Source organism: Nocardia sp. NPDC059195 (assembly GCF_042754695.1).
GTDB lineage: Bacteria > Actinomycetota > Actinomycetes > Mycobacteriales > Mycobacteriaceae > Nocardia.
This window is the reverse complement of sequence record NZ_JBHZBG010000016.1, coordinates 46,544-71,332: the sequence shown is the minus strand read 5'-3', so window position 1 is coordinate 71,332 and position 24,789 is coordinate 46,544. Positions and strand designations below refer to the sequence as shown.

At 67.5% G+C, this 24,789-nt stretch carries 27 protein-coding genes; 15 read left to right on the top strand and 12 right to left on the bottom strand.

Annotation, left to right across the window (positions count from 1 at the left end; all coding sequences use genetic code 11):
* The first annotated feature begins 100 nt into the window (after positions 1-100).
* Both ACFXKN_RS20850 and ACFXKN_RS20845 read left to right on the top strand, forming a co-directional pair.
* Positions 101-742: a Pr6Pr family membrane protein gene (locus tag ACFXKN_RS20850; protein ID WP_378944521.1), complete on the top strand. Its 642-nt coding sequence runs from the start codon at positions 101-103 to the stop codon at positions 740-742.
* Between the two features lie 54 nt (positions 743-796).
* The gene (locus ACFXKN_RS20845) at positions 797-2,020 is read left to right on the top strand and encodes an aspartate aminotransferase family protein (protein ID WP_378944524.1); all 1,224 of its coding nucleotides are present in this window, start codon (positions 797-799) and stop codon (positions 2,018-2,020) included.
* A gap of 74 nt (positions 2,021-2,094) precedes the next feature.
* On the opposite strand, the gene ACFXKN_RS20840 is transcribed toward ACFXKN_RS20845, so the two are convergent.
* Positions 2,095-2,592, bottom strand: coding sequence for a GNAT family N-acetyltransferase (locus ACFXKN_RS20840; RefSeq protein ID WP_378944528.1), 498 nt, complete (start codon positions 2,590-2,592; stop codon positions 2,095-2,097).
* A 207-nt stretch (positions 2,593-2,799) separates the two neighbouring features.
* Between ACFXKN_RS20840 and ACFXKN_RS20835 the strand changes: the two genes are divergently transcribed.
* Both ACFXKN_RS20835 and ACFXKN_RS20830 read left to right on the top strand, forming a co-directional pair.
* Positions 2,800-3,408 carry a DUF5134 domain-containing protein gene (locus ACFXKN_RS20835; protein WP_378944532.1) on the top strand — a complete coding sequence of 203 codons (609 nt, stop codon included), beginning with the start codon at positions 2,800-2,802 and terminating at the stop codon, positions 3,406-3,408.
* A gap of 58 nt (positions 3,409-3,466) precedes the next feature.
* The gene (locus tag ACFXKN_RS20830; RefSeq protein ID WP_378944535.1) at positions 3,467-4,831 is read left to right on the top strand and encodes a hypothetical protein; all 1,365 of its coding nucleotides are present in this window, start codon (positions 3,467-3,469) and stop codon (positions 4,829-4,831) included.
* Here ACFXKN_RS20830 and ACFXKN_RS20825 read toward each other — a convergent pair.
* The 3 genes from ACFXKN_RS20825 to ACFXKN_RS20815 all read right to left on the bottom strand — a co-directional run bounded on the left by ACFXKN_RS20825 (position 4,828) and on the right by ACFXKN_RS20815 (position 6,836).
* On the bottom strand, positions 4,828-5,529 hold the full coding sequence (locus ACFXKN_RS20825) for a PhzF family phenazine biosynthesis protein (protein WP_378944539.1): 702 nt from the start codon (positions 5,527-5,529) through the stop codon (positions 4,828-4,830). The genes ACFXKN_RS20830 and ACFXKN_RS20825 overlap by 4 nt on opposite strands.
* 135 nt (positions 5,530-5,664) lie before the next feature.
* Positions 5,665-6,204, bottom strand: coding sequence for a carboxymuconolactone decarboxylase family protein (locus ACFXKN_RS20820; protein WP_378905620.1), 540 nt, complete (start codon positions 6,202-6,204; stop codon positions 5,665-5,667).
* A gap of 44 nt (positions 6,205-6,248) precedes the next feature.
* On the bottom strand, positions 6,249-6,836 hold the full coding sequence (locus ACFXKN_RS20815) for a peroxiredoxin (protein WP_266291067.1): 588 nt from the start codon (positions 6,834-6,836) through the stop codon (positions 6,249-6,251).
* An 80-nt stretch (positions 6,837-6,916) separates the two neighbouring features.
* Between ACFXKN_RS20815 and ACFXKN_RS20810 the strand changes: the two genes are divergently transcribed.
* From ACFXKN_RS20810 to ACFXKN_RS20800, 3 genes are all read left to right on the top strand, one after another.
* Positions 6,917-7,825: a LysR substrate-binding domain-containing protein gene (locus ACFXKN_RS20810; protein WP_378944544.1), complete on the top strand. Its 909-nt coding sequence runs from the start codon at positions 6,917-6,919 to the stop codon at positions 7,823-7,825.
* Between the two features lie 113 nt (positions 7,826-7,938).
* A complete protein-coding gene (locus tag ACFXKN_RS20805) occupies positions 7,939-8,169 on the top strand; it encodes a hypothetical protein (RefSeq protein WP_378944546.1) in 231 nt (76 codons plus the stop codon).
* A 112-nt stretch (positions 8,170-8,281) separates the two neighbouring features.
* Complete coding sequence (locus ACFXKN_RS20800) at positions 8,282-8,890, top strand: serine protease (protein ID WP_378946182.1); 609 nt, start codon at positions 8,282-8,284, stop codon at positions 8,888-8,890.
* Between the two features lie 10 nt (positions 8,891-8,900).
* Here ACFXKN_RS20800 and ACFXKN_RS20795 read toward each other — a convergent pair whose 3' ends face one another.
* Positions 8,901-9,989: a helix-turn-helix transcriptional regulator gene (locus ACFXKN_RS20795; protein WP_378944548.1), complete on the bottom strand. Its 1,089-nt coding sequence runs from the start codon at positions 9,987-9,989 to the stop codon at positions 8,901-8,903.
* A 250-nt stretch (positions 9,990-10,239) separates the two neighbouring features.
* Here ACFXKN_RS20795 and ACFXKN_RS20790 point away from each other — a divergent pair, with 250 nt between their 5' ends.
* The 6 genes from ACFXKN_RS20790 to ACFXKN_RS20765 all read left to right on the top strand — a co-directional run bounded on the left by ACFXKN_RS20790 (position 10,240) and on the right by ACFXKN_RS20765 (position 13,891).
* Positions 10,240-10,770, top strand: coding sequence for a biotin transporter BioY (locus ACFXKN_RS20790; protein WP_378946185.1), 531 nt, complete (start codon positions 10,240-10,242; stop codon positions 10,768-10,770).
* A 12-nt stretch (positions 10,771-10,782) separates the two neighbouring features.
* Positions 10,783-11,463, top strand: a complete 681-nt coding sequence (locus tag ACFXKN_RS20785) for an energy-coupling factor ABC transporter ATP-binding protein (RefSeq protein WP_378944550.1) — start codon at positions 10,783-10,785, stop codon at positions 11,461-11,463.
* On the top strand, positions 11,460-12,062 hold the full coding sequence (locus ACFXKN_RS20780) for an energy-coupling factor transporter transmembrane component T family protein (protein WP_378944553.1): 603 nt from the start codon (positions 11,460-11,462) through the stop codon (positions 12,060-12,062). Before ACFXKN_RS20785 ends, ACFXKN_RS20780 begins: the two co-directional genes overlap by 4 nt.
* A 67-nt stretch (positions 12,063-12,129) precedes the next feature.
* The gene (locus tag ACFXKN_RS20775) at positions 12,130-12,720 is read left to right on the top strand and encodes a TetR family transcriptional regulator C-terminal domain-containing protein (protein ID WP_378944556.1); all 591 of its coding nucleotides are present in this window, start codon (positions 12,130-12,132) and stop codon (positions 12,718-12,720) included.
* A 120-nt stretch (positions 12,721-12,840) separates the two neighbouring features.
* A complete protein-coding gene (locus ACFXKN_RS20770) occupies positions 12,841-13,581 on the top strand; it encodes an SDR family NAD(P)-dependent oxidoreductase (RefSeq protein ID WP_378944559.1) in 741 nt (246 codons plus the stop codon).
* Between the two features lie 97 nt (positions 13,582-13,678).
* A complete protein-coding gene (locus ACFXKN_RS20765) occupies positions 13,679-13,891 on the top strand; it encodes a 4-oxalocrotonate tautomerase family protein (protein WP_379433633.1) in 213 nt (70 codons plus the stop codon).
* 43 nt (positions 13,892-13,934) lie between these two features.
* Here the strand turns inward: ACFXKN_RS20765 and ACFXKN_RS20760 are convergent, their stop codons facing one another.
* From ACFXKN_RS20760 to ACFXKN_RS20740, 5 genes are all read right to left on the bottom strand, one after another.
* Complete coding sequence (locus ACFXKN_RS20760) at positions 13,935-14,495, bottom strand: hypothetical protein (RefSeq protein WP_378944831.1); 561 nt, start codon at positions 14,493-14,495, stop codon at positions 13,935-13,937.
* Positions 14,496-14,649: 154 nt separating this feature from the next.
* Positions 14,650-15,852 (bottom strand): adenosylmethionine decarboxylase, encoded by a 1,203-nt coding sequence (speD, locus tag ACFXKN_RS20755; protein ID WP_378944834.1) that lies wholly within the window; start codon positions 15,850-15,852, stop codon positions 14,650-14,652.
* An 8-nt stretch (positions 15,853-15,860) separates the two neighbouring features.
* Positions 15,861-16,964, bottom strand: a complete 1,104-nt coding sequence (locus ACFXKN_RS20750; protein WP_379433632.1) for a type III PLP-dependent enzyme — start codon at positions 16,962-16,964, stop codon at positions 15,861-15,863.
* A gap of 103 nt (positions 16,965-17,067) precedes the next feature.
* Positions 17,068-19,566: a DEAD/DEAH box helicase gene (locus tag ACFXKN_RS20745; protein WP_379433631.1), complete on the bottom strand. Its 2,499-nt coding sequence runs from the start codon at positions 19,564-19,566 to the stop codon at positions 17,068-17,070.
* Between the two features lie 27 nt (positions 19,567-19,593).
* Positions 19,594-20,538, bottom strand: coding sequence for a PAC2 family protein (locus tag ACFXKN_RS20740; protein WP_379433630.1), 945 nt, complete (start codon positions 20,536-20,538; stop codon positions 19,594-19,596).
* A 419-nt stretch (positions 20,539-20,957) separates the two neighbouring features.
* Here ACFXKN_RS20740 and ACFXKN_RS20735 point away from each other — a divergent pair, with 419 nt between their 5' ends.
* Together ACFXKN_RS20735 and ACFXKN_RS20730 are read left to right on the top strand one after the other, a co-directional pair.
* Positions 20,958-21,680 carry a sensor domain-containing protein gene (locus ACFXKN_RS20735; protein ID WP_379433629.1) on the top strand — a complete coding sequence of 241 codons (723 nt, stop codon included), beginning with the start codon at positions 20,958-20,960 and terminating at the stop codon, positions 21,678-21,680.
* Positions 21,681-21,826: 146 nt separating this feature from the next.
* Positions 21,827-22,993, top strand: a complete 1,167-nt coding sequence (locus ACFXKN_RS20730; protein WP_379433628.1) for a DUF4192 domain-containing protein — start codon at positions 21,827-21,829, stop codon at positions 22,991-22,993.
* 10 nt (positions 22,994-23,003) lie between these two features.
* Here ACFXKN_RS20730 and galE read toward each other — a convergent pair whose 3' ends face one another.
* Positions 23,004-23,984: a UDP-glucose 4-epimerase GalE gene (gene galE / locus ACFXKN_RS20725; protein ID WP_379433627.1), complete on the bottom strand. Its 981-nt coding sequence runs from the start codon at positions 23,982-23,984 to the stop codon at positions 23,004-23,006.
* A 3-nt stretch (positions 23,985-23,987) separates the two neighbouring features.
* The gene (locus ACFXKN_RS20720) at positions 23,988-24,674 is read right to left on the bottom strand and encodes a metal-dependent transcriptional regulator (RefSeq protein WP_378944859.1); all 687 of its coding nucleotides are present in this window, start codon (positions 24,672-24,674) and stop codon (positions 23,988-23,990) included.
* Positions 24,675-24,789 lie beyond the last annotated feature (115 nt).

The window sequence follows — 24,789 nt, the reverse complement described above, 5'->3', positions numbered from 1 at the left end:
GGTCAGCGGGGGTCCATCATGCGAGGATCCGGGCATGAGCGGTCAGCAGGCACCTCGCGTCGCCACTCAGAGCGCGGCGACCAGGCGAAAGGGACACAGCATGAGCGCATCGGTGCGAACGGCGTGGTGGATCAGGGCCTATCGGCTCGGTTTCGGCCTGCTGGGAGTTGTCGTCTTGCTGTGGATTCCCGTGCGCAATATCGACTCGGCGACCTTCTCGCTCACCAACTATCTGAGCTACTTCACCATCGAGTCCAACATTCTGGGCGTGATCGTGCTGCTCATCGGTGGTCTGGTCGCACCGCAGGGCCGCGGCTGGCAGCTGTTGCGTGGTGCCGTCACGCTCTACATGCTCATCACGATGGTCGTCTACGCGGTGCTGCTGTCGCGGATCGATGTGATGCTCAACGACAAGTGGATCAACGACCTCATGCACCGCTACCTGCCGTTGATCCTGGTGCTGGACTGGATGTTCGTCGCGATGGCGCGGCGATTGCGGCCGAGTCCGGCGCTGATCGGCCAGTGGTTGATCTTCCCGCTCGTCTACGGCGTCTACAGCCTGATCCGCGGTCCGATCGTCGACTGGTATCCCTACCCGTTCATCAACCCCACCGACCAGGGTTATCTGTCGATGGCGATCGGACTGGTCGTGCTCACGCTGGTGTTCGCGGTGCTGGCGGTAGCCATGGCTTCGCTGGGCGATCTGCCCGCGTGGTGGCGCGAACGCAAGGCCGAAGACTGACCACGCGACGGGCCCGGCGCGCGCGTCGCGGTGCGGTGGGGTAAATGTGGACCCATGAATGCGCTCTGGCACGGATTCGCTGATATGGGTGCCGTCAATCGTGACGGTGCGTTCGTTATCGCTCGCGGCGAGGGCGCTTACGTCTTCGATACCGCGGGCAAGCGCTACCTCGACGCCACCGCTGGGCTGTGGTTCGCCAACGTCGGGCACGGTCGCGGTGAGATCGCCGACGCGGTCGCCGACCAGTTGCGCACTATCGCGCACTACTCCAACTTCGGCGACCTCACCGAAGCCCCCACCCAGGAACTCGCCGAGAAACTCTCGTCGATCGCCCCCGTTCCCGGCAGCAAGATCTTCTTCACCTCCGGTGGCTCCGATTCGGTGGAGACCGCGGCCAAACTGGCCCGCCGCTACTGGTACGAACAGGGCCGCGCCGACAAGAAGATTCTGGTCGGCCGCCGGTTGGCCTACCACGGCATGCATTACGCGAGCACCTCGCTCGGCGGTCTGACGCCGAACAAGGAGGGCTACGGCGTGCTGGTCGACGACACCCGCACCGTCGAATGGGACGACGCCAAATCGCTGCTCGCCCTGATCGAAGAGGTCGGCGCCGAGCAGATCGCCGCGTTCTTCTGCGAACCGATCATCGGTGCCGGTGGGGTGTACCTGCCGCCCGATGGCTATCTGGCCGAGGTCCGCCAGATCTGCCGTGACCACGACATCCTCTTCGTCGCCGACGAGGTCGTCACCGGTTTCGGCCGCATCGGCGGCTCCTGGTTCGCCTCCACCCGCTTCGACCTGCAGCCCGATCTGATGACGACGGCCAAGGGCCTCACCTCCGGCTACGTCCCGATGGGCGCGGTCTTCATCGCCCCCCACCTGGCCGAGCCGTTCTTCGCCGGCGGCACCTGGTTCCGCCACGGCTACACCTACGGCGGCCACGCCGGTGCCGCCGCCGCAGCCCTGGCCAACCTCGCCATCGTCGAACGCGAAGGCCTCATCGAGGAAGCCGCCCGCCTCGAATCCACCCTGCACACCGCGTTGGCCCCGTTGGCCGATCACCCCCGCGTCGCCGAAGTCCGCAGCGGCCTCGGCGCCGTAGCCGCAGTCCAACTCGCCGACCCCGCCGAAGGTCCCGCCCTGGTGAGAACCTTGCGCGAACACGGCATCTCGGGCCGCGCCGCCGGTGCGGGCGCCATGCAGATCTCGCCGTCGTTCGTCATGACCGACGCGCAGGTCGCCGAGCTCGCGGACGGATTCGCCCGCGCCCTCGGCTGATTCGTCCACCGGTTCCGTCAGCGGACCTCGCAGGCGGAACCGGCCTCACGGTGTCGACATCACCTCGCGCGGAATCAGGAAGGTTCGAGCCCCAGGGTGAAGAATCGGCTCAGTGGGTCGGGGGAGTAGCTGCCGAACGGGCCGCACTCGATGAATCCGTGGCGCAGGTAGAGGCGGCGGGCCGGGGCGAAGAAGTCCTCGGCGCCGGTTTCCAGGCTCAGCCGCCGGTACCCGCGTTCTCGGGCTACCTCGACCAGGTGGGCGAGCACCGCGGCCGCGACTCCACGGCCGGTGAATCCCTCGGCGGTGCGCATGGACTTGATCTCGGCGTGCCGGTCGTCGAGTTCCTTCAGCGCAGCGCACCCGGCGAGGTCGTCGCCGGACCACGCGCTCCACACCGTGACCGCGGGATCGCGCAGGGCGGTGAGGTCGAGGGCGTGCATGCTGCAGGCGGGGGTGGTGTCCGCCATTTCCGCGTGGTGAGCGGCCAGCAGGGTCCGGATTTCCGCGCCGGTGAGATCATCGGCCACCACGCGAAGCTGGTCGACCGCGGCGGTTGGGTTATCGGTCATCAGTCCAGTTTGCAGATCGATGCCGATGCCCATCGATCCGGGTCGGTCACTATGGGAGTGACCTCGCCGTGCTGAGCGAGCGGTGCTGAGGGCGCAGCGCGAGGGTCTCGCTGGAGTGGCCGTCGGCGTGCGGCGTCGCGATGAGGTGCGCCCTGACCGCGGAAAACGCCCCAGGGCACCACCGTGGGTGCGAGCATGGTGGTGCGGGTGTCGACTCGAAAGTGGTGGGGTGTGGCCGATTTCGTGGAGCAGTATGCGTTCGTGCGGTGGCCGGTGGTCGCCGCGTTCGTGCTGGCGTCGCTGATCGTGGCGACCCGGTTGACCAGGCGAACGCCGCCGGCGCACCGAGTCGATACCGCGTCCGACAGCGCGCACCTGCTCATGTGCCTGGTGATGCTGGCGATGCTGGTGTTCCCCGCCGCCACCGACCCGCACGCGATGCGCGGGCTGCTCACCGCCCTCACCGTCGCGTTCGCGATCCTGCTCGCCGAACGCATCATGGGGTGGCGCACCGGATCGGCACCCGACCCCATGTTGGCACTGGGCTATCACACCGTCGCCGCGGCGGCGATGCTCTACGCGATGACCGGGCACGGGGCGGTGCACGGCGCCGGTGGGGCGAGCTGGCCCGCCGTCGTGCTGGCGGTGCTGTTCGGCTTCGATGCGCTGCTCACGCTCGGTACGGTCGGTCACCGGTCACGCTGGCACCGCTTCGTCCATCCCGCCGGTTCCCACCCGCTGACCTCGGCGCTGGTGCCCCATGTGGCGATGGATATCGGGACCGCGTTCATGCTGATCGCCGCGATCGGCCGGTGAATACCGATCCACAACGGCTTGCGCTGCGAATTGCCTTAGTGCGGGCAGGAATTCGACGATGAGCGGGCAGCGCGGTCCCCAACCGCCGCCGGGGGGCCGCGGCGGCGGTACGCGGGTACCCCCGATCGTCTCCGGCGCCGACGATCGCGAGGAGATGCGCGCGCTCTACCGCTCCACCGGCGCCGCCGCGTTCGGGTTGGCCCTGCGGGTGCTGCATCGTCGTGGCGCCGCCGAAGATGTTGTCCGTGAGGGATATCGGCGGGCGAGAGCGGCGCAGTGGATCCTCGACGAGGACGACACCAACCGGGATTGCGACTTCCACCCGGCCGAATCCGCCGACGACACTGCGGCGGGCACGCCGCCACGTCCCGGTCCGGACCTCGGCACACCATGGGGCCGTTCGGCATTCGTCGCGACCGAACAGCGTTCCGATCTAGCTCCGCCCACCTACGGTTCGATGGACGTAGCGTTCGGTCGAGGCGTCGTCTACACCAACGACGGTTCCCGCCGGTCCGATCATGCGGGTGCCGACCACGCCGATTCCCGGTCCGGGGAACCAGACCACCTCGGCGCCGACTACCCGGACGCTCGCGATGACGGCACCGACGGTGCGGGTCATGGCAACTCCGACCCCCGCCATCCCGAACCGGACCACGCGGAATTTGCCCATCCCGGACTTGTTCACCCCGGCCACGGCAATGCCGGTACAGAAGACCGATGGGGCTTCGGTACGGCGGGACCGGGCGACCCCGGCAGCGATACAGAACTGGACCACCCCGGCGCAGCTCATATCGCCCATCCCGGCCTGGCGTTCACCCCCGATCAGTCCTGGCTACTTGCCCAGATCCATCGTCTCGCGGTCCAGCGCCTTCGCCTGGACCGCCGCGGCGGCGACGACATGCCATGGCTCGCGGCCGCGGCCAGGCTCGGCTTCGACGATCCACTCGACAGCCACTGCGAAGTCTTCGTCCTCGCCTACTACGGCGGCCGCACCTACCGTGCCATCGGCCGCGAACTGGGCCTGCGCGTGCCGATGGTCACGAGACTGCTGGCCGAAAGCATCGAACGGCTCGCCGAGCAGCGGATCGACCGATGGACGGCCACACAGTCGTGGTGCCCGCCCGGCTCGGTGCTGTCGCTGGCCGACGCCTACGCCCTCGACGCGGTCGCCGAACTCGAACATCACCACATCGAGAACAGACTCACCGCCACCACCGCGAACAGCCTGTCGCAGTTCGCCACCCGTGTCCGCGGTGTGCACGAAGTGCTCGCACTGCTCGCCGCCGACGACCAGCACACCCCGCCCCGCATGCTCGAAACCCGCATCCTCGCCGACCTGGGCACCGACGCACCGCAGCGGCGCGGCCACTGGACGGCCAGACCCCCCTGGCTGCGCCGCTTCGGCAGTCAACCGGAAAGTTAGAGCACCACCACGTGATCTTCGGCGACCCGCCCGCCGAGTCGAACCCACCCGTCGGAGTCCCATTCGGTGTAGAGCTGCGAGCCCAGCCCCTGCGTGATGATCAGCCCGCGACGCAACTGCCCGGTGAGCGCGACCGCGGCGGCCCCGGTCGCCTCGTCCTCGGCGATGCCCATCGCGGGAGCGAACATCCTGGCCCGCAGCGCACCGCGCGTCTCGTCGGTCCAGGCCCAGAAGAAATGCTGACCATCGGTGAAGTCGCCGGGCGACAAGGCCGCCAGCGCCTCGGCCGACTCCAGTTGCTGGAAGGCGAATTTCGGTGCCCACTCGGCGCGCGCGGTGATCCAGGTCAGACCGTCGGTCTGGGTGACGGCCACCGGGCCCGCGGGCACCTGCAAGGTGTGCACCGGAGTGCGCTGGACATCCAGCCACCACGCGGTGCCGACGGTGGGATGCCCGGCGAAGGGCAACTCGACGGCGGGCGTGTAGATGCGGACGTCGGCGACGCCGTCGACAGGCTCGGAGACCACCGTGGTCTCGCTGAATCCCAGCCGCGCCGCCAGCTCCTGCTTGTCGAGGGCGACAACATCGCCCGCGCGGGCGATGCCGAGCGCATTGCCGAGATTTCCGGCCGGATCGGTGAACACGCGGACGACCTCGACCTGGATATCCGGGGCATCTGGCACATCATGTGCGTTCATGAGCGCGAGCCTACCGGCCCGCACAGCGGCGCCGACCGCACCGTGAGCGCGGCGGACGTGTCCGCACCCCACAGCAGCGGCCCCGACCCGGAATCCGGATCGGGGCCGCGCAAACGCCTAGAGCAGTGTCTCGAATCAGACGGCAGCCGAGGCCAACGCCTCGGTCGACGCCACCGCCTGGCCGACGCCTGCGACGATCGCCGCCGCCCGCAGCGACTCGAAGATCACCTCGCGCGACACACCGGCCTCGCGCAGCGTCTTCTCGTGCGCCTCGAGGCAGTGCGCGCAGCCGTTGATCGAGGAGACCGCGAACGACCACAGCTCGAAATCCGCCTTGTCGACGCCGGGGTTGCCGATGATGTTCATCCGCAGACCCGCCCGCAGGTCGTCGTAACGACCGTCCAGGAACGCCTTACCGCGGTAGAACACGTTGTTCATGCCCATGATCGACGCGGCACCGAGCGCGGCGTCGTACGCCTCGGCCGAGAGCACGTCGGCGGCCTCTTCGGCGATCTCGCGCAGGGTGGTCGCCGACCGGGTGGCCGCGGCCGAAGCGAGCAAGGTGCCCCACAGCTGCTGCTCGTTGAGCACCGTGGTGCGGGCCAGCGAGGACAGATTGAGCTTGAGGTCCTTGGCGTACTCGGGAAGAGAGTTCTTCAGGTTCTCGATGCTCATGACAGTGGGGCTCCTCTGGGGGTATTTCGGTGGGGAAGGGTGAATCAGACGCTGGCCGAAAGGAGTTCGCCCGCGTCGATGGTCGGGTCGCCCTTCTTCCAGTTGCAGGCGCACAGCTCGTCGGACTGCAGGGCGTCGAGCACGCGCAGCACCTCGTCGACATTGCGGCCGACCGAACCGGCGGTCACCGAGACGAACTGCACCTCGTTGTTCGGGTCGACGATGAAGGTGGCGCGATCGGCGACGCCGTCGGCGTTGAGAACACCGGTGGCGGTGGCCAGTTCACGCTTGAGGTCCGACAGCATCGGGAAGGGGAGGGTCTTGAGGTCCTCGTGCTGGGCGCGCCACTGGAAGTGCACGAACTCGTTGTCCACCGAGGCGCCGAGCACCTGGGTGTCGCGGTCGGCGAACTCGTCGTTCAGCTTGCCGAACGCGGCGATCTCGGTCGGGCACACAAAGGTGAAGTCCTTGGGCCAGAAGAACACGATGCGCCACTTGCCCGCGTGGTCGTCGCTGGTGATCTGGGTGAAGTAATCGTCGGGCTGCTGTGCGTCGACTTTGGAGAGATCGCCTCCGATGACGGCCTTGAGGTTGTATGCCGGGAACTGGTCGCCGATGGTCAGCAGAGCCATGCTTCGTCTCCTCATTCGTGGTGTGGTTGATGTGAGCCTACTGAAAGGTAAAGCCGATTGCTGGCCGTACACTGATAGGTGTGAGTGATCAGACTTATCAGCCAACCCTGTCGCAGCTGCGTGCGTTCGTGGCCGTCGCCGAATACCGGCATTTCGGCACCGCCGCAGCGCGTTTGACTGTGAGTCAACCCACGTTATCGCAGGCACTGGCATCACTGGAAAACGGACTCGGGCTCCAATTGATCGAGCGCAGCACCCGCCGCGTGCTGGTCACCGCCGCCGGGATGCGTCTGCTGCCGCAGGCAAGGGCGACGCTGGAAGCCGCCGATCGGTTCGTCGCCTCGGCGACCGGTGACACCCTCGGCGGCACGCTGCGCCTGGGCTTCATTCCGACCGTGGCGCCGTATGTGCTGCCCGAGCTGCTGCCCGAATTACGCCGCAAACTGCCCGGGGTGGTGCCCCAGGTGATCGAGGACCAGACTGCGCGGCTGCTCGACGGCCTGCGCACCGGTGTGCTCGATGTGGCGGTGCTGGCGCTGCCGAGCGAAGCGAGCGGCTTGGTCGAGATCCCGCTCTACAGTGAGGAATTCGTCCTGGTCACCCCGCGCGGCCACGACCTGGCCGGGCGCACCGACCTGGCCGCACCCGCGCTCGCCGATCTGCCACTGCTGCTGCTCGACGAGGGGCATTGTCTGCGCGATCAGACCCTTGACCTGTGCCGCTCGGCCGACGTGCAACCAGGGATGGTCGGTGACACCCGCGCGGCCTCGCTGACCACGGTCGTGCAGTGCGTGGCGGGCGGGCTGGGCGTGACACTCATCCCGGAGATGGCCGTGGCGGCCGAGACAGCGCGCGCGAGTCTGGACACCGCGCGCTTCGCCGACCCCGCCCCGGGCCGCACGATCGGGCTCGCCTATCGGGGGTCATCCGCGCGGGCCGCGGATTACGAATACCTGGCGGCGGTCATCCGTTCCAAGCGACCTTTCTGATTTCATCTGTTCGAACGACGAAATTCCTGACCGCCGGTGCTGTTCTTGAAAGCGGTGACGTTCCCGACTCGGGACCGACACGACTCGTAGTCAGACAGTCGAAGGAAATGGTCATGTACAAAGTCCGTTCAACCATCGCGGTGCTCGCTTGTGCGCCGCTGATCGCATTAGGTGCCGGTGTAGCCGGCGCAGCGCCCGCGGCGGATCCCGTCCCCGTCGCACCGGTTCCTGTTCAGGTCGAGCCCGTCGTGTTGTCGCCGTTCATCACCATCCCCGGCGCTTTCCTGGCGTGTCTTCCGGTCCTGGTGACAGTGCCGTTCCTCTACCCGGTATGCGTGGTCTGACCCGCCGATGCCAGCAACCATGAGGAGTAATCGAGTCACTCCCGCACCACAGTGCGGGAGTGTCCCTGTGACATGGCGTCGATGGTGGCAGGTCGCTGCCGCATTGCTGCTGATGTGGGCGACCGTCGGGACGGCGCAGGCAGCTGCCCCGGTGACCCTCGGTGGCGGATCGGGCATCATCTTCGACGACGGGTCGACCTGCACACTCACCACCATCGGCTTCGACGGCTCAGGTCAGCTGGTCGGCTTCACCGCGGGACACTGCGCGGTGGCCGGAGCCGGAGTATCGGCGGAAGCTGATCAAGAGGCCGGGTCCGTCGGCACCGTCGCGTTCACCAGTACCGACCTCGACTACGCGGTCATCCGCTTCGACGCGGGTCTGGTCAACCCGGTGAACTACGTCGGCTCGACTTCGATCACCGGTATCGGACTGCCCGCGCAGTTCCCGGCCGTCGCCTGCAAGGAAGGACGAACCACCGGGCAGACCTGCGGTTTGGTCTACGGCGATGTTTTCGGCGGCGCCAATTGGACGCTGACACAGATCTGCGTGATCGTCGGCGATTCCGGCGCGCCCGTGGTGGTCGGATCTACTCTCGTCGCCATTGTCAACGGCTACGTCGCGGTGCCGTGTCTCGGACCGCAGGTGGGCGCCAATTTCACCAGAATTCTCGACGATGTGAATGCCCGTGGCGGCCCAGGGGTGGGATTCCACCCGATCTAGCGCACGAGTATCAATGCGCCGAAATCGCGGTAGTCGATAACAACCGGACCAATTCGGCCTGCCGGTGTGTTTTCGTCTTGGCGAAAATATGCTGCAAATGTGTCCGGGCCGTGAATACCGAGACGGAAAGTTCATCGGCGACGGCGGGGAGTCCGTCGCCGCGCAGGACACACAGCGCGACCGCTACCTCCGCCTCGGTCAACCCGAAGAGTTCGTGCAGTACAGACGGATCCGGTGTCGGTTCATGATCCGGATCGGTGATCACCACGAGCGCGGCCCTCGGCCACCGCCCGTGACCGGACTGCGTGTCCAGCGGGGAGATCCGCAGAATCAGCGACCGCTTACCCGACGGTCGGAGTACGGCCACGTTCCCGCCGCCGTACTCCGAGTCGGTGGCGTCGTCGATCAACTCGCGCAGCCGGTCCTGCAGGTGCGCGGAGTCGGCCCGTAGGTGTCCGCACGAGTCCACCGTCAACCCGTCGGACTCGTGCGCGATGCGCTCGGCCGCGGCATTGGCGAACACCAGCGCCATGTCGGCGGTGACGATCATGACGCCGTGATGGGCCTTCGCCAGGGCGGCGAACGCGAATGCCCGTTCCCGCGCCATCCCGACCAGCTTCGCGCGAGTGCGCAGTGCGCCGCGCAGGTGCGGTACGAGCACTCGCAGCAGCACCGGGCCGCCCGGCTGCTCGGCGATCGCCCGATGGTCCGACATCGTCAGACACAGCCACGACGACGGCAGATCGGCGGTGAGTCGTGCGACGAAACTGTTGGTCAGGCCGTTGGTGCTCACGGCCGCGGCGCGGTCACCGTTGACGGACCCGAACAGTTCCTCGACGGTCGCCGTGGCGCCCGCGGGCAGCCGGTTCAGGCGGACCGCCACCGAATCGAGCTGCGGCTCGACCTCGGCGAGCGTGATCGGGCCCGCGGTCTTGACCTCGACGCCGCCGCGGGCTGGGTCGGCGATCACGAGAAAACCGTGCATCGCGTCGAAGGTATCGATGATGTCGCGAACCACTCCGTCCCATCGGTCCGGGTCGGTGCTCGCGTTGTGTATTTCGGCGATCAAGTTCGAAAAGCGTTGTAGCGCAATCGACATGAGTGGCCTTCCTCGGGCACGGATCACTCGCACGATGGTGTCGTGCGGCGAGTGCCATCCGAGTTGTTCCAACCCTCCGATCGTAGTCGATCAACGGCCGGGGCGACATCCTCCACTGTGTCGTTCCGGTTGCGGCACCGCCCTGATCACCTGTTACTTTGAACGTTGTTCAATTCTGTCGTGAAGGATGTTTGCCGTGTCTGAAGTCGAGAACAACGCGAAGCCGGTGATCGGGTTCGCCGCACGGGACATGGCGCAGATCGCGGTGTTCGCGGCCCTGATCGCGGCCCTCGGCCTGCCCGGCGCGATCACCGTCGGGTTCAGTGGGGTACCGATCACGCTGCAGACGCTCGGGGTGATCCTCACCGGCGCGATCCTGGGCGCCCGCAAAGGCACGGCCGCGGTGGCGGTGTTCATCGCGCTCACCATGATCGGGTTGCCGCTGCTCTCCGGTGGTCGCACCGGACTCACCGCGCTGGCTTCGCCGACGGCCGGCTACCTGATCGGCTGGATTCCGGCGACGCTGGTCATCGGGCTGCTGACCGCGATGATCCTGCCGAAATATCCGATCGTGCTCGGCCTGCTGATCAACGCCCTCGGTGGCATCGTGATCATCTATCTGTTCGGCACCGCGGGACTGCTGGTCCGCACCGATCTCAGCCCGTGGGCGGCGGTGTCGACCAACTTCGCGTTCGTCCCCGGTGACCTGGCAAAGGTCGTGATCGCCACGATCGTCGCGAAGGGCGTGCATCGCGCCTATCCCGGGCTGATCCGTGCCTGATCGCTGGGCGTCGTGAGCGAGATCGTCGTCGACGCGGTGGGGCACCGATTCGGCGATCGGAGCGTGCTGCGCGATATCGATCTGCGGATCACCGAACGCCGAGTCGGGTTCATCGGCGCCAACGGGTCGGGCAAATCGACGCTGGCCCGCATGCTCAACGGACTGCTGAAGCCCTCCACCGGCACCGTCACCGTCGACGGGCTCGACGTCGCCCGCAAGGGTGCGCAGGTGCGGCGCAAGGTCGGCTTCGTGTTCACCGATCCCGACACCCAGATCGTGATGCCGACGGTCGCCGAGGACCTCGCGTTCTCGCTGCGCCGCAGCGGCCTGAGCAAGGTCGAGATCGCGGCACGGGTGCAGCGAATGCTCGACCGCTTCGGCCTCGCCGCCCACACCGACCATCCGGCACACCTGCTCTCCGGTGGGCAGAAACAGCTACTGGCCATCGGTTCCGCGCTGATCCGCGAGCCCGAGGTGATCGTCGCCGACGAACCGACCACGCTGCTCGATCTGCGCAACGCACGGCGGGTATCGCAGGTGCTGAACTCCCTCGATCAGCAGGTGATCGTGGTAACCCACCAGCTCGGCCTGCTCGACGGATTCGATCGAGTCGTGGTGCTCGACAACGGTTCCGTCGTCTTCGACGGCCACCCGGTAGCGGCGATCGACGCGTATCGGCAACTGATCGAATGATCGGCCTGTACTGCCCCGGCGACTCGCCGCTGCACCGGATGCCTGCGGGGGTGAAGCTGGCGCTGTTGCTGGTCTCGATCCTGGCGATGACGGTGTTCGTCCGCGGCCCGCTCGGTGTGCTGGTCGCGGTGGCGCTGGTGGCCTGCCTGTTCGCGCTCGCCCGCATCTCCTGGCGGGTGGCGTTCGCTCAGGTGCGCCCGGTGCTGTGGATGACGGCGATCATCGGGGCGTTCCAGCTGCTCACCACCTCACCCGGGCGGGCCGTCGTGGTCTGCGGGGTACTGCTGGTCTCGGTCGCTCTCGCGGCGCTGGTCACGGTGACCACGCGGGTGACCGACATGCTCGACGCCTTGACTCGCGCGCTCGGACCGCTGCGTCGCGTCGGGGTGAACCCGGAGCGGGTGAGCCTGCTTCTCGCGCTTGCGATTCGGTGTGTTCCACTGCTGGCGCAGATCGTCAACGATGTCGGCGAGGCGCGGCGAGCGCGCGGGGTGTCGTGGTCGGCGACCGCTCTGGTCACGCCGGTATTGGTGCGGGCGTTGCGGACCGCCGACGCGATGGGCGAGGCGCTCGCGGCGCGCGGTGTCGACGATGACTGAGGTCGGTGCGGGGCACGTCCACACTGCCACTTGCCATTCCTAGACGACCGGTCGTATAGTTTACCGCATGGCACGACCACGGCGCAGCGACGACACGCGAGCTCTCCTCATCGAGGAGGGTGCCGTCGGCCTGCTGTCGCAGGGTTACCACGGCACCGGTATCAAGCAGGTGCTCGACAAGGTCGGGGTGCCGAAAGGTTCGTTCTACAACTACTTCGACAGCAAAGAGAGCTTCGCGCAGGCGATCATCGAGCATCACTCGCTGTGCGTGCAGCGCAACCTCGCCGCCGCCTTCGACGCGGCGCCGGACCCGCTCAGTGGCATCCGCGTCTTCTTCGCGGCCATGACCGAGGATTTCGTCACCGCCGAATACACCGGCGGCTGCCTGATCGCCAACCTCGGCGCGGAACTGGAAGGCAGTGAGCTGCTGCGGAATTCGCTGTCGAGCGCCTGGGGTGCGTGGCGTGACGGCGTGGCCACCGCGCTGCGCGAGGCGCAGGCGCAGGGCACTGTCCGCGCCGATATCGACGCCGTGGATCTGGCGGATCTGCTGCTCGAATCCTGGGAGGGTGCGGTGATCCGGATGAAGATCGACCGCACCGTCGAGCCGCTCGACAAGTGTCTGCGCCGCCTGCTCGACGACTACTTCCGGCCGTAACTCCTGTCGGCACCTTCTCTGGTGTCGACCTGACCAGCACCGTCGGCCTACGGGTCGGTTTCCTTTCGGTCGCCATTTCAAGACGACCGGTCGTATATTGTTTCCCGAAAGGATCAGTTCATGTCCACATCGAAGACGGTCGTCGTGACCGGTGGTTCCAGCGGCATCGGGCGTGATGTCGCCCGTGCGCTCGTCGCCCGCGGTGACAATGTCGTCCTCGGCGGGCGCGACGCGGACAAGCTCGCCGAGGTCGCCGCCGAACTGGCCGCGCCCGAACGGGTGGCTACGGTGGTCGGTGACATCGCCTCGCCCGCGACGGGTTCGGCGTACGTGCGCATCGCGCTCGATCGGTTCGGCCGGGTCGACGCGCTGATCAACAGCGCGGGCGTCTTCGGTGCCACGCCGTTCGTCGACGTCACCGAGGCCGAACTCGATCGCTATCTCGGCGGCAACCTCAAGGGCACCTACTTCACCACGCAGGCCGTCGTTCGGCAGCTGCTCGCCCAGGGCACGGGCGGCAGCGTCGTCAACATCGGCACGGTTCTGATCGACCACGCGCTGGCCGGTCTGCCGGCCTCGGCCGCGCTCATCAGCAAGGGCGGCGTGCACGCGCTCACCACCAGCCTGGCCGCCGAACTCGCCGCCGCCGGAATCCGGGTGAACGCGGTGGCTCCCGGCATCATCCGCACCCCGCTCTTCGGAGACGGTGACGAGCGCGCGTCGGGAGCGCTGGCGCTACTGAACCGGATCGGCGAGGTCGCCGACACCACAGCGGCCGTGCTGTATCTCATCGACGCCCAGTTCGTCACCGGCCATATCCTGCCCGTCGACGGTGGGTTCGTTACCGGTCGAGCTGGCTGAATCGGCGAGAGCTGCTCGCGCACAACGGGTTCGGGCCCGCAGCAGCACGATCCCGGGTCATCCTGTAGTAGCTGCACCATCGCGAAAGGACACCGTCATGCCGTACGTGAACATCAAGGTCACCGATGAGAATGTCACTCCGGAGCAGAAATCACAGCTCATCAGAGGCGTCACCGATCTGCTCTTCGACGTGCTCGGTAAGGCCCCCGACAGTACTTATGTCGTGATCGACGAAGTGCCGCTGACGGATTGGGGTGTGGGCGGGGTGAACGTCGCCGAGTATCGCGCTCGGCGCGCCGCCGCGGAATGAGTCCCCGCTGACGAGCCGGGTGCGCGCAACGGTTGCGCCCGGCTCACAGCAAACTGTCGAACTCGACCGAGGCGTCGAGGGCGAACCAGCCCATCGAGATCCGTCTCCCGCGCGTCACGAAATAGCTGGGCCCCAGCCACAATCCCGGCTCGATCTCGCGCAGTTCGTCGTAGATCCCGCGAGCGGGGCTGCGCGGACCCGTGCGGGAATCGTCGTAGTCGAGCCGCACCGCGGACTTGCCGTCGACCACCGAATCGCCCACCGTCGCGACGAAGCTCAGCGCGCGGACACCGCCGAGGAGACGAAAGACATTGTGGCCGACCGCCATGGCGTCGTCCACGTGACGAAACGATTTCCCCACCCATGAGTACGAGGGCCGCGCCATCAGTGGTCCCAGCACCCGCTGCGCGGACCCGGGGAACGAACGCATCACCAGATCACCCTCGAGGCGCGCGAAATCGGCTGTCGTCACCGCGGGCGCCGCGGCGAACAGGCGAGGGAACTCGGCGATTCCCGCCGCGGACAGCGCGTCCAGCCGGGGCCGATGATCGGACGGTCGGCGGACCGGCATCAGGCCGTTTGCGGACAACGGTGTCTGCGTCATTGCTGGCTCGATTCTGCACTGGCGGGCTCGGGTACTGACCAGTGTCGCCCGGTCGCCGCCCGCGGACCGGCGAATCCGCCGGATCGGCGGTGCCGGCGAACGACGAAGGCGGTGACCCGGAACTCCGGGTCACCGCCTTCTCGCGTATCGAGAATCAGCCGCGCAGGGCGTATGGCTCGATCGCGCCGCGCTCCAGTGCCCGCGCGTCGATGGTTTCGGCGCGGTAGGGCAGCAGGGCGAGGCGGTCGCGCATGCCGCGGACCGGGTCGTCGATCTTCTCGTTCAGGCCGAACAGGAAGGTCCACTCGTGCTCGTCGCTGCCGTAGGGGACCACGGTGGCGAACTGCTCCTGGAAACGGCCCCAGGAACGCTTCAGCGTTTCGTTGCGCCACATGGTCGCGCAACCCGCCTGCGCCGTCAGTACGCCGCCGGGTGCCAGCAGTGCCTTACATCGGGACAGGAACTCCGACTCGTAGAGGCGGTTGTGCTGGGCATCCTCGACGCGCTCGTCGGGGAGATCGATGACGATCACGTCGTAGCGGGTGCCGGCTTGCTGCGCCTTGGCCAGGAAATCCCAGCCGTCGGCGTAGTGCACGTGGATCGGGCCCTCGTGGGCCACGGCGGCGGTGAGCTCGGCGGTGGTGTAGCCGTAGGGCAGGTGCTCGGCGCACAGCTCCACTTCGCGCTGATCGATGTCGACATGGTCGACCAGGCTCGCCCCGGCCGCCACCGACATCTGCGAGGCCACACCCTCACCGGAACCGATGATCAGCACCCGATCGAGCTTCTCCGCCAGCACGAACGCCGGGACCATCATGGCCTCGTGGTAGGTGACCTGCGAGAACTCGGTGGACTGGCGATCGTCGTCGGAGAACAGGGAGATCCCCTGATCGGTCCGCGCGATCACCATGTGCTGGAACGGGGTGTTGGTATCGACGATCACCTCGTGCAGATCCCAGATCCGGGTCAGGCCGTCGCCCACCGGTTCGTAGATCTTCTCGGCGCCGTGGCCACGCTGGACCACCTGCATCCGAACAGTGGTGGGGGACAACTTGTCTCGGAGCAGGTCGACTGCTTTCGTCGCGCCCGCACCGATGCTGCCGCAGGTGAAGACGTCGACGAAGATGTCGCCGGACTCCGGATAAGTGTGAATCGAGGCGTGCGACTCCGCCAACAGCGCGAGGACGGTCACCCCCTGCGGATCGAACTTTTTATGTACGACTTCGCAGATGGTGACGCCCGCCGCGAGCAGAGCTTCACGCAACGCCGATTCGAGTCGTTCGAGATCGTCACACAGGTCTGTGTCGACGCCACCGAACTCGGCCAGCACGTGCCAACCGGTGAATTCCGCCGTCATGGGCAAACTCACTCTCGCTCAGCGCCCGAGACATGAACGGTCAAGGGCGGAAAACCATTGAAGGACACCGACGAATAACTCGCGGTATAGGCGCCGGTGTGCAGGATCTGAATCCGGTCACCGGCTCGCAACGTGGTCGGCAGAAGGACCTTCGTGCGTTGATACAGTACATCGTCGCCGTCGCAGGTCGGACCCGCGACCACCGCCTCCTCGACCGGATCGCCGTCGCGATCGGTGACGAAACGGTAAGCGATGTACTCGTTCTCGGTCTCGGCCATACCGTTGTATCGGCCGATGTCGAGATACACCCAGCGCCGGCCATCCGGCGCGAAACGCACGCCGACGACCTCGGCGTGAATGGTGCCCGCGTTACCCACCAGCGCACGGCCGGGTTCCACGATCAGGCCGGTGGCCGCGGGCAGGAACTCGGCGGCGGCGCTCGAAATGGCGGCCGCGATCGCGTCGAGTTCGGGGGCTTGTTCGGCGTAGGAGATCGGCAGACCGCCGCCCACATTGACCGCCGTGACGTGAATGTCCTTGTCCGCCAATGCCTTGACGATCTCACCGGCCTGCTCGATGCCGATCCGCCAGGCGGCGGGGTCGAGCTGCTGGGAGCCGACGTGGAAATAGGGGCCGCCGACCGTCAGGCCCAGGTCATGGGCACGCACCAGCAGTCGCAGGGCCTCGGCGGGCGCGCACCCGAACTTGGTGCCGAACGGCGTCCGTGATTCGGGGGCCGAGGACAGGAATCGGCACTCGACCTCGGAGCCGGGCGCGTGCTCGGCGATGCGGTCGAGGTCGTCTTCGGTGTCGAAGGCGTAGCGGCGTACCCCGAGGGCGAAGGCGCGCGCGATGTGGGCGCTCTTCTTGATCGGGTTGCCGTAGCAGAGCCGCTCGGGGGCGACGCCGAGGTCGAGGCACTGGTCGATCTCGCCGATGCTGGCGACGTCGAATTCGGCGCCCTCGTCGTCGAGCAGGGTGATCAGTTGGGCCACCGGTGCCGCTTTGACCGCGTACCTGATCCGGGTGTCCGTGGAGACGGCGGCGTCGAGGGTTCGGTAATTGGCACGTACCCGCTCGGGGTCGATGACAAGGTACGGGGAATCGAGCACGGTGAACTTTCTCCTCGGCGGCCGGGAGAGACTATCAGCGGCGCCTACCCAACAACGAATCCGTCAAACATTCGTCATATTCGTCATAGGCGGCTGGTATTACTCAGCCGGCTGTGACTGTGACCTCGTCGAACACGACCTCGCCCGCGGCGTCGGACTCCTCGAGATCCACGATCGCCGTCAGCGCCCAGCCGTGATCGCCCGACGGGTCGTCGATCACCTGGCGCACATGCCAGAAACCGGGCCGCTGCTCGATCTGGAACAATTGCGGGCCGCGCGCGTCGGGGCCGGTGCCGATCGTGGCGTACTCGTCGAAATAGGGGGCGAAGTCCTCGGCCCAGTCGGGGCCGGTGCCCAGCTCGTCTAGTTCGTACCAGCGGCGACGCGAGGCCAGCTCCACGCGACGGAACATGGCGTTGCGGACCATGATCCGGAAGGCGCGTTCGTTGGCGGTGATCGGGCGCACCGTTTCGGCGCCGAACGCGACCTGCTCGGCATCGTTCTCGGCGCCGGGATTGGTGAGCTGTTCCCACTCGTCGAGCAGGCTCGAGTCGACCTGGCGGATCAGTTCGCCGAGCCATTCGGTGAGATCGTCGAGATCCTCGGTGCGCGCGGCGTCGGGCACGGTGCGGCGCAGGGCGCGATAGGCGTCGGCGAGGTAGCGCAGCACGACGCCTTCGGAGCGAGTCAGTTCGTAGTGCGAGATCAGCTCGGCGAAGGTCATCGCGCGCTCGATCATGTCGCGTACCACCGACTTCGGCGACGGCGCGAATTCCGACACCCAGGGGTGTCCGGCCCGGTAGGTCTCGAACGCGGGGTCGATCAGTTCCGACAGCGGCTTGGGCCAGGTGACCTCTTCGAGCAGCTCCATGCGCTCTTCGTATTCGATGCCCTCGGCCTTCATTTCGGCGACAGCGGCGCCACGGGCCTTGTGCTGCTGGGCCATCAGCAGTTGGCGTGGGTCTTCGAGGGTCGCCTCGATCAGGGAGACGACATCGAGTGTGTAGGTAAGGCTTTCGCGATCCAGGAGTTCGAACGCGGCCAGTGCGAACGGTGACAGCGGCTGGTCGAGCGCGAAGTCGCGTTGCAGGTCGACGGTGAGCCGTGCCATCCGGCCCTTCGCGTCGGGTTCGGAAAGCTGTTGCACCACACCGGCATCCCGCAGCGAACGATAGAGACGGATGGCGCGCAGGATGTGCTTGCGCTGCGCGGGGCGCGGCTCGTGGTTGTTCTCGAGCAGGTGACGCATGGCGTAGAAACAGTTGCCGGGGCGGGCGATCACGTTGAGCAGCATCGAGTTCGTCACCGCGAAGCGCGACACCATCGGCTCGGGCGGGGCGGCGATGAGACGGTCGAAGGTCTCCTCGCTCCAGGAGACGAAACCCTCGGGGGGCTTGCGGCGCACCACTTTTCGCTGCTTCTTCGGGTCGTCGCCCGCCTTGGCGATCAGGCGGGTGTTCTCCACCTCGTGTTCGGGTGCCTGCACCACTACGGTGCCCATCGTGTCGTAGCCCGCACGGCCCGCGCGTCCGGCGATCTGGTGGAACTCACGGGCCTTGAGCCTGCGGGTGCGGACACCGTCGTATTTGGTGAGGCCGGTGAGCAGCACGGTGCGGATCGGGACGTTGATGCCGACGCCGAGGGTGTCGGTGCCGCACACCACTTTCAGCAGGCCGTCCTGGGCGAGCTTCTCCACCAAACGGCGATATTTGGGCAGCATGCCCGCGTGGTGCACGCCGATGCCGTGGCGGATCAGGCGCGACAGGGTCTTACCGAAGCCCGACGCGAACCGGAAATCGCCGATCGCGGTGGCGATCGCGTCTTTCTCGGCGCGGGAGGCGAAGTTCACGCTCGTCAGTGCCTGCGCGCGTTCGAGGGCGGCGGCCTGGGTGAAGTGCACGACGTAGACCGGTGCCTGGTGGGTGGTCACCAGTTCTTCGAGGGTTTCGGTGATGGGCGTGCGCACGTACGAGAACGTCAGTGGGACAGGACGTTCGGTGCCCGCGACCACCGAGGTCGAGCGGCCGGTGCGCGCCTCGAGATCGGTGGCGAAGAAATCCACCTCACCCAAAGTCGCCGACATCAGCAGGAACTGGGCGCGGGGGAGTTCGATGATCGGCACCTGCCACGCCCAGCCGCGATCGGGGTCGGCGTAGAAGTGGAACTCGTCCATCACGATCTGGCCGACCTCGGCCGCCGCGCCCTCGCGCAACGCCAGGTTCGCCAGGATCTCCGCGGTGGCGCAGATGATCGGGGCGTCGGCGTTGACGGCCGCGTCGCCGGTCACCATGCCGACGTTCTCCGCGCCGAACACCTCACACAGCGCGAAGAACTTCTCGCTGACCAGGGCCTTGATCGGCGCGGTGTAATAGCTGCGCTGCCCGTTGGCCATGGCGAACAGGTGCGCGCCGACCGCCACCAGAGATTTTCCGGAGCCGGTCGGCGTCGCCAGAATGACATGGGATCCCGACGCCAACTCCATCAGCGCCTCGTCCTGTGCTGGATACAGGGGTGTGCCCTGCTCGGCGGCCCACGCCGCGAACGACTCGTAGAGCGCGTCGGCGTCGGTCCCGGGAATTTCCAGCAGGTCGGTCAGATCCACTCCGACCACCCTAGTGGGTCCGGCGGGTCAGTCCTTACCGTCGCCGGCGGTGTCGTCGTAACCACCTTGCTCGGCCAGGAAGCGTTCGAACTCCGCGCCGAGCTCCTCACCACTGGGCAGTTCACCATCAGCGGCCAGCAGGCTGGACTGGCTTTCCTGGGCGGTGACGAAGCTGTCGTACTGGCGTTCCAGCGCTGTGACGACCGTCTCCACCTCCTCGTTGCCCGCGATGTGCTCGGCGACCTGCTCGCGCACGCGCGCGGCCGCCTCACCCAGCGCCGCGAGCGGCAGATCCAGGCCCGCGTTGTCGGCGAAATTCTCCAGCAGCGTCTGCGCGGCCTCGGGATAATCGGTCTGGGCCAGGTAGTGCGGCACGTGCACCGAGAACCCGAGTGATTCGTGGCCGTGCTGCGCCATCCGGTACTCGAGCAGCGACGACGCGCTGCCCGGTACCTGCAACTCGCCCGGCCAGCGCTGGTGCTCGCCGATCAGCGAACGGTCCGAGGAATGTGCGGTGACACCGAGCGGGCGCGTGTGCGGGATCGCCATCGGAATCGCCGAGAGGCCGATCGTGCGGCGCACGCCGAGCTGTTCGGCCAGCAGTCGCACCGCGGTGGTGAACTTCTCCCAGCGCAGATCCGGTTCCAGGCCCGAGAGCAGCAGGAACGGGGTGCCTGCGGTGTCGCGCAACGCCCACAGGTTCAGTTCCGGCTCGGCGTAGTCGGCGAAATGATCGGTCTGGAACGTCATCATCGGCCGGCGCGAGCGGTAGTCGAGCAGCTCGTCGACATCGAAGGACGCGACCAGCTCCGATTCGAGGCTCTCGCGCAGATGGGTTGTCGCCAGGCGCACGGCATGTCCGGCGTCGGTGAAACCTTCCAGGCCGTGCACCAGCACGGGGCCCGCACCGTCGTCCGAGGACAACTGCGGCGCCGGGAACTCCAGTTCGTACATATGCGACTGGTCATCCATCGCGTTTCTCCTTCCTGCGCGGTCCACCATCGCTCGCGGGGGTGGGGAAGCGGATCTCCATTGTCCCCCACGCGAGCTAGTGCCATCGCACACGGCCGGGGACGGCTCGTCCTGGTAGGCAACAGCATGGACTCTCCCCGCATTCCCGCAGGGCGTGGTGACCGGGCTTCTGGCGGTGGTCGTGGGCTCTCCCCGCATTCCCGCGGGGCGTGGTGACCGGGCTTCTGGCGGTGGTCGTGGGCTCTCCCCGCATTCCCGCGGGGCGTGGTGATCGGGCTTCTGGCGGTGGTCGTGGACTGTTCGCCCATTCCCGTCCGGTGTGGCGGCCGGGCTGCTGACCTGGGTCTTGCGCACGCCGCGACTTCCCGGACGGCGTGGCGCGACCGGGCCGATCGACGCGGTGGGGCACAGTGGACGGTGTGAACGTGGCGCAGGCGACACCGATCCGTACGGGTGATCCGGGCCTGCGTCGCTGGTGGCTGGGGTTGGCGGCAGTGTCGTTCGCGCTCGCCGGATGCGCGCAGAGCGTCAGCGGGACGCCGGTCGCCGAGAGCGCGGTGTCGGTGCGACAGGTCGATGGTGCATTGGCCGACCTACTGCCTTCACCTTCGCGTTTTCCGGCTCGGTACCCGGCGGTGGTGCTGCCCGCGCAGGCGGCGACGGCGGCCGCGGGCGATCTCGACGGAGTGGGGGCGGGCGCGACGGTCAGCCCGGCGCAGTGCATGCCGACCGAGGTCGAGCCCGGTGGGGAGCCCGCGGCGGTAGCGGTCGGGACCGACGACGCGAGCCGGGCCACGCTCACCGTCGAATTGTCGCGTAGCCCCGAGCCGGTGGCGCGGCTGCGCGATCGGCTCCACGAGTGCGGGCAGATCCAGGTCCGGCGGGCCGGTGCGGGCTCCACCGTCACGACCGTGCTCGACCAGGCCGTGCCTGCCGGTACCGACGATGCGATAGCGTTGCGGCGCACCGTAGTTCCCGAGGTCGGCGGTGCGGGGCTGACACAGACGATGCAGACCTCGATCGGGCAGATCGGCGACGTGCGCATCACGGTGACGTCGATGACTTTCGGTGCCGGACAACCGGATACAGCCGCCGTGGACGACATGTTCGCGACAACCGTTGCCTCCGTGAACGGCAGCTGACGCGCCTACCACGAGGCGCTGACAGATTCGCTGGCGGCGCATCGCCGGGACCGGGGTTTCTCCACAGCTCCGGCGCTACTCACAGGGCGGATAAAAGCCCAGGTCGGTGCGCCGCGTGTGCGGTAGGCGGCGGGCACAGTGGAGCCATGACGCATTCGACGAACCCCACCCGCCGGGCCAAGCGCACCGGGCCGTTTCCCCGCGCACTCGGCTGCGCCGAATCCACCCCCCGCTATCCCGGCGGCCTGCCGCGCCCACCGCTGCGCGTCGACGAACCCGGTGAACTGATCGCCGCCCTGCCCGCGATGCTCGGCTTCGTCCCCGAACGATCCCTCGTTGTCGCCGTTCTGCACGAGGTGGCGGGTGGCGGGTCCGAGGCAATCGAGGCAGTAGTGCGCTTCGACCTCGACGCGGCCACCGACATGCGGCTGCTCGACCAGTTCACCGCCTGTCTGGCATCGATCTGCTTGCGCGAAGAGGCAACCGGGGTGCTCGCCGTCTTCGTCGAGGACCGCGCCGAGTTCGAGGGTGAGGAAGTCTTGCGTGCGGCCGAATTGATCGACGTGCTCGCCGAGGACGGGATCGCGGTTCGCGGTGCCTGGTCGGTGCCCGCGATCGCGGTGGGCGAGCGCTACTCCAGCGTGTTCGGCACGGTCGGGACCGGCCTGGTCGCCGACCCGGCGTCCTCGATCGTCGCGGTGTCACATGTGCTGGAAGGCAAGCAGATTCGCGGCTCCCGCCACGAGATGACCGCGCTGATGATTCCCGACGACCTGCTGAGCGCGCGAGTGCGTGCCCAGCTCGGGGCGGCGGACGCGTGGTATCGGGGTGGGCTGGCGGCGGCGACGCGCGCCGGGAACATGGTGGCCTACCAGCGGCGGGCACTGGAATGGGTGCTGTGGCAGATCGCCGATACCGCGTCGGGCGCACCGCGTGCCGAGCGCGAACTCGCGCGACTGGCCGCGAACCTGCGTGACCGGCCGATCCGCGACGCCATGTACGGGCTGGCGCTGGGCGATCACGCCGAAGCCGCCGAGCTGCTGTGGGCGCAGCTGGCTCGGGCGACTTCCGGTTCCGACCGCGCCGAGGCCGCGGCTCTGCTCGGCTTCAGCGCCTACCTGCGCGGCGACGGACCGTTCGCCGGTGTCGCTATCGCCGCCGCCGTCGAGGCCGACGCCGAGCACGCGATGGCGGCACTGCTGGAGACTTCGCTGCAGACCGGGTTGCGGCCCGAACGGCTACGCAGACTCGCGCATTGTGGCCACCAGATCGCCGCCGATCTCGGGGTCGACATCGGCCCCATCGCCGGATGAGGGAGGCGTTTCAGCGGGCGCTGTGGGCGTTCGTGCCGAGGGAACGCAGGAAATCCCAAGCGTCGGAGACGATCTCGTCGAGGTCGTTGTGCTCGGGTTGCCAGCCCAGTTCGGCGACCGCGCGGTCACTGGAGGCGATCAGTACGGCCGGATCGCCCGCGCGCCGCGGTGCGTCGATCGTCTCGATCGGCAGGCCGGTAACCCGCTCGCACGCCGAGATCACTTCGCGCACCGAGAAACCCGTGCCCGAACCGAGGTTGCAGATCCGGTGCGCGCCCGGCTGCGACGACGACAGCGCGAGCAGGTGTGCCTGCGCCAGATCGCGGATGTGGATGTAGTCGCGCACACACGTACCGTCCGGCGTCGGCCAGTCGGTGCCGTACACCGAAATGGCCTTGCGGTGACCCAGCGCCACCTGCAACACGAGGGGGATCAGATGTGTTTCCACGACCCGGTTCTCGCCGAGTCCGGCATAGGCGCCTGCCACGTTGAAGTAGCGCAGGCTCGTCGCGGCCAGATCGTGCGCCACCGCGTAGGAGGTGATGGCGTGATCGATGGCCAGCTTGCTCGCACCGTAGGGATTGGTGGGGCGAGTGGGCGAGTCCTCGGTGATCGGGACCTGCTCTGGCTCGCCGTACACCGCGGCCGTGGAGGAGAACACCAGGCGCGGCGTGCCGGTCTCACGGATCGCCTCGAGCAGCGTCAGCGTCTTCACGACATTGCCGTGCCAGTACTTCTCCGGCTGCTCCACCGACTCGCCGACCAGCGACTGTGCCGCGAAATGCAGGACGCCGTCGAAGGATTCGGCACGCAGCAGATCGGGGGCGGCGACCGCGATATCGCCGTCGACGAATCGGGCACCGGCCGGGACGCCATCGGCATTACCGGTCGAGAGGTCGTCGACGACGACAACCTCGTGGCCCTCTTCGAGCAACACTGCGGCGCAGCCGCCACCCACATAGCCGGCGCCGCCGGTGACAAGGAGTTTCACGAATCAGACCAGCCTCACCTGGACGGCATGCGCCATCTCTTCGGACAGTTCGAAACCGTTGTGGCCCGGCACCGTGATCAATACCGCACCCGGTTTGGTCTCCACGGTAACGCGGGCGTCGGGCACAACGCCCGCCTCACGCAACCGCCCGATGACCTCCGGGTCGGTCTGGATGTGCTCTGCCAGCCTGCGCACGACCACCGCGTGCAGCGCGCCGTTGGGCAGATCGGAGAGCCGGATCAGCTTCTCCTCGGGGGCGGGAGCGTCGCTGAGGCCGAGTTCGTCCAGGCCGGGAATCGGGTTGCCGTAGGGCGAGGTGGTCGGGTGGTTGAGCACCTCGATCAGGCGCCGCTCCACCTCCTCGCTCATCACGTGCTCCCAGCGACACGCCTCGGCGTGCACGTTCTCCCAGTCCAATCCGATGATGTCGACCAGCAACCGCTCGGCGAGCCGGTGCTTGCGCATCACCGACACGGCCATGGACCGGCCCTTGTCGGTGAGCTCGAGATGGCGGTCGCCGGCGACGAGCAACAGGCCGTCGCGCTCCATCCGCGCGACCGTCTGGCTCACCGTCGGACCACTCTGCTCGAGGCGTTCGGCGATACGCGCCCGCAAGGGCACCACGCCCTCTTCCTCGAGGTCGTAGATGGTACGGAGATACATCTCCGTGGTGTCGACCAGATCCTTCACCTGATACCCCTTCGTCAGGACGAATTCTACCCACGCGCGAACACCGGTCCGCCCGTCGGACCAGCGGCCCTATTTCTACTGCATGTCAACGCCACACGGGGTCCGCTGCTTCCGG

What these genes read in the sequence shown, in the direction of transcription:
- ACFXKN_RS20850 (WP_378944521.1), top strand. Translation starts at nt 101, where the DNA reads ATGAGCGCATCGGTGCGAACGGCGTGGTGGATCAGGGCCTATCGGCTC.
- ACFXKN_RS20845 (WP_378944524.1), top strand. Translation starts at nt 797, where the DNA reads ATGAATGCGCTCTGGCACGGATTCGCTGATATGGGTGCCGTCAATCGT.
- ACFXKN_RS20840 (WP_378944528.1), bottom strand. Translation starts at nt 2,592, where the DNA reads ATGACCGATAACCCAACCGCCGCGGTCGACCAGCTTCGCGTGGTGGCC.
- ACFXKN_RS20830 (WP_378944535.1), top strand. Translation starts at nt 3,467, where the DNA reads ATGAGCGGGCAGCGCGGTCCCCAACCGCCGCCGGGGGGCCGCGGCGGC.
- ACFXKN_RS20825 (WP_378944539.1), bottom strand. Translation starts at nt 5,529, where the DNA reads ATGAACGCACATGATGTGCCAGATGCCCCGGATATCCAGGTCGAGGTC.
- ACFXKN_RS20820 (WP_378905620.1), bottom strand. Translation starts at nt 6,204, where the DNA reads ATGAGCATCGAGAACCTGAAGAACTCTCTTCCCGAGTACGCCAAGGAC.
- ACFXKN_RS20815 (WP_266291067.1), bottom strand. Translation starts at nt 6,836, where the DNA reads ATGGCTCTGCTGACCATCGGCGACCAGTTCCCGGCATACAACCTCAAG.
- ACFXKN_RS20805 (WP_378944546.1), top strand. Translation starts at nt 7,939, where the DNA reads ATGTACAAAGTCCGTTCAACCATCGCGGTGCTCGCTTGTGCGCCGCTG.
- ACFXKN_RS20800 (WP_378946182.1), top strand. Translation starts at nt 8,282, where the DNA reads ATGTGGGCGACCGTCGGGACGGCGCAGGCAGCTGCCCCGGTGACCCTC.
- ACFXKN_RS20795 (WP_378944548.1), bottom strand. Translation starts at nt 9,989, where the DNA reads ATGTCGATTGCGCTACAACGCTTTTCGAACTTGATCGCCGAAATACAC.
- ACFXKN_RS20790 (WP_378946185.1), top strand. Translation starts at nt 10,240, where the DNA reads ATGGCGCAGATCGCGGTGTTCGCGGCCCTGATCGCGGCCCTCGGCCTG.
- ACFXKN_RS20780 (WP_378944553.1), top strand. Translation starts at nt 11,460, where the DNA reads ATGATCGGCCTGTACTGCCCCGGCGACTCGCCGCTGCACCGGATGCCT.
- ACFXKN_RS20775 (WP_378944556.1), top strand. Translation starts at nt 12,130, where the DNA reads ATGGCACGACCACGGCGCAGCGACGACACGCGAGCTCTCCTCATCGAG.
- ACFXKN_RS20770 (WP_378944559.1), top strand. Translation starts at nt 12,841, where the DNA reads ATGTCCACATCGAAGACGGTCGTCGTGACCGGTGGTTCCAGCGGCATC.
- ACFXKN_RS20765 (WP_379433633.1), top strand. Translation starts at nt 13,679, where the DNA reads ATGCCGTACGTGAACATCAAGGTCACCGATGAGAATGTCACTCCGGAG.
- ACFXKN_RS20760 (WP_378944831.1), bottom strand. Translation starts at nt 14,495, where the DNA reads ATGACGCAGACACCGTTGTCCGCAAACGGCCTGATGCCGGTCCGCCGA.
- speD (WP_378944834.1), bottom strand. Translation starts at nt 15,852, where the DNA reads ATGACGGCGGAATTCACCGGTTGGCACGTGCTGGCCGAGTTCGGTGGC.
- ACFXKN_RS20740 (WP_379433630.1), bottom strand. Translation starts at nt 20,538, where the DNA reads ATGGATGACCAGTCGCATATGTACGAACTGGAGTTCCCGGCGCCGCAG.
- ACFXKN_RS20730 (WP_379433628.1), top strand. Translation starts at nt 21,827, where the DNA reads ATGACGCATTCGACGAACCCCACCCGCCGGGCCAAGCGCACCGGGCCG.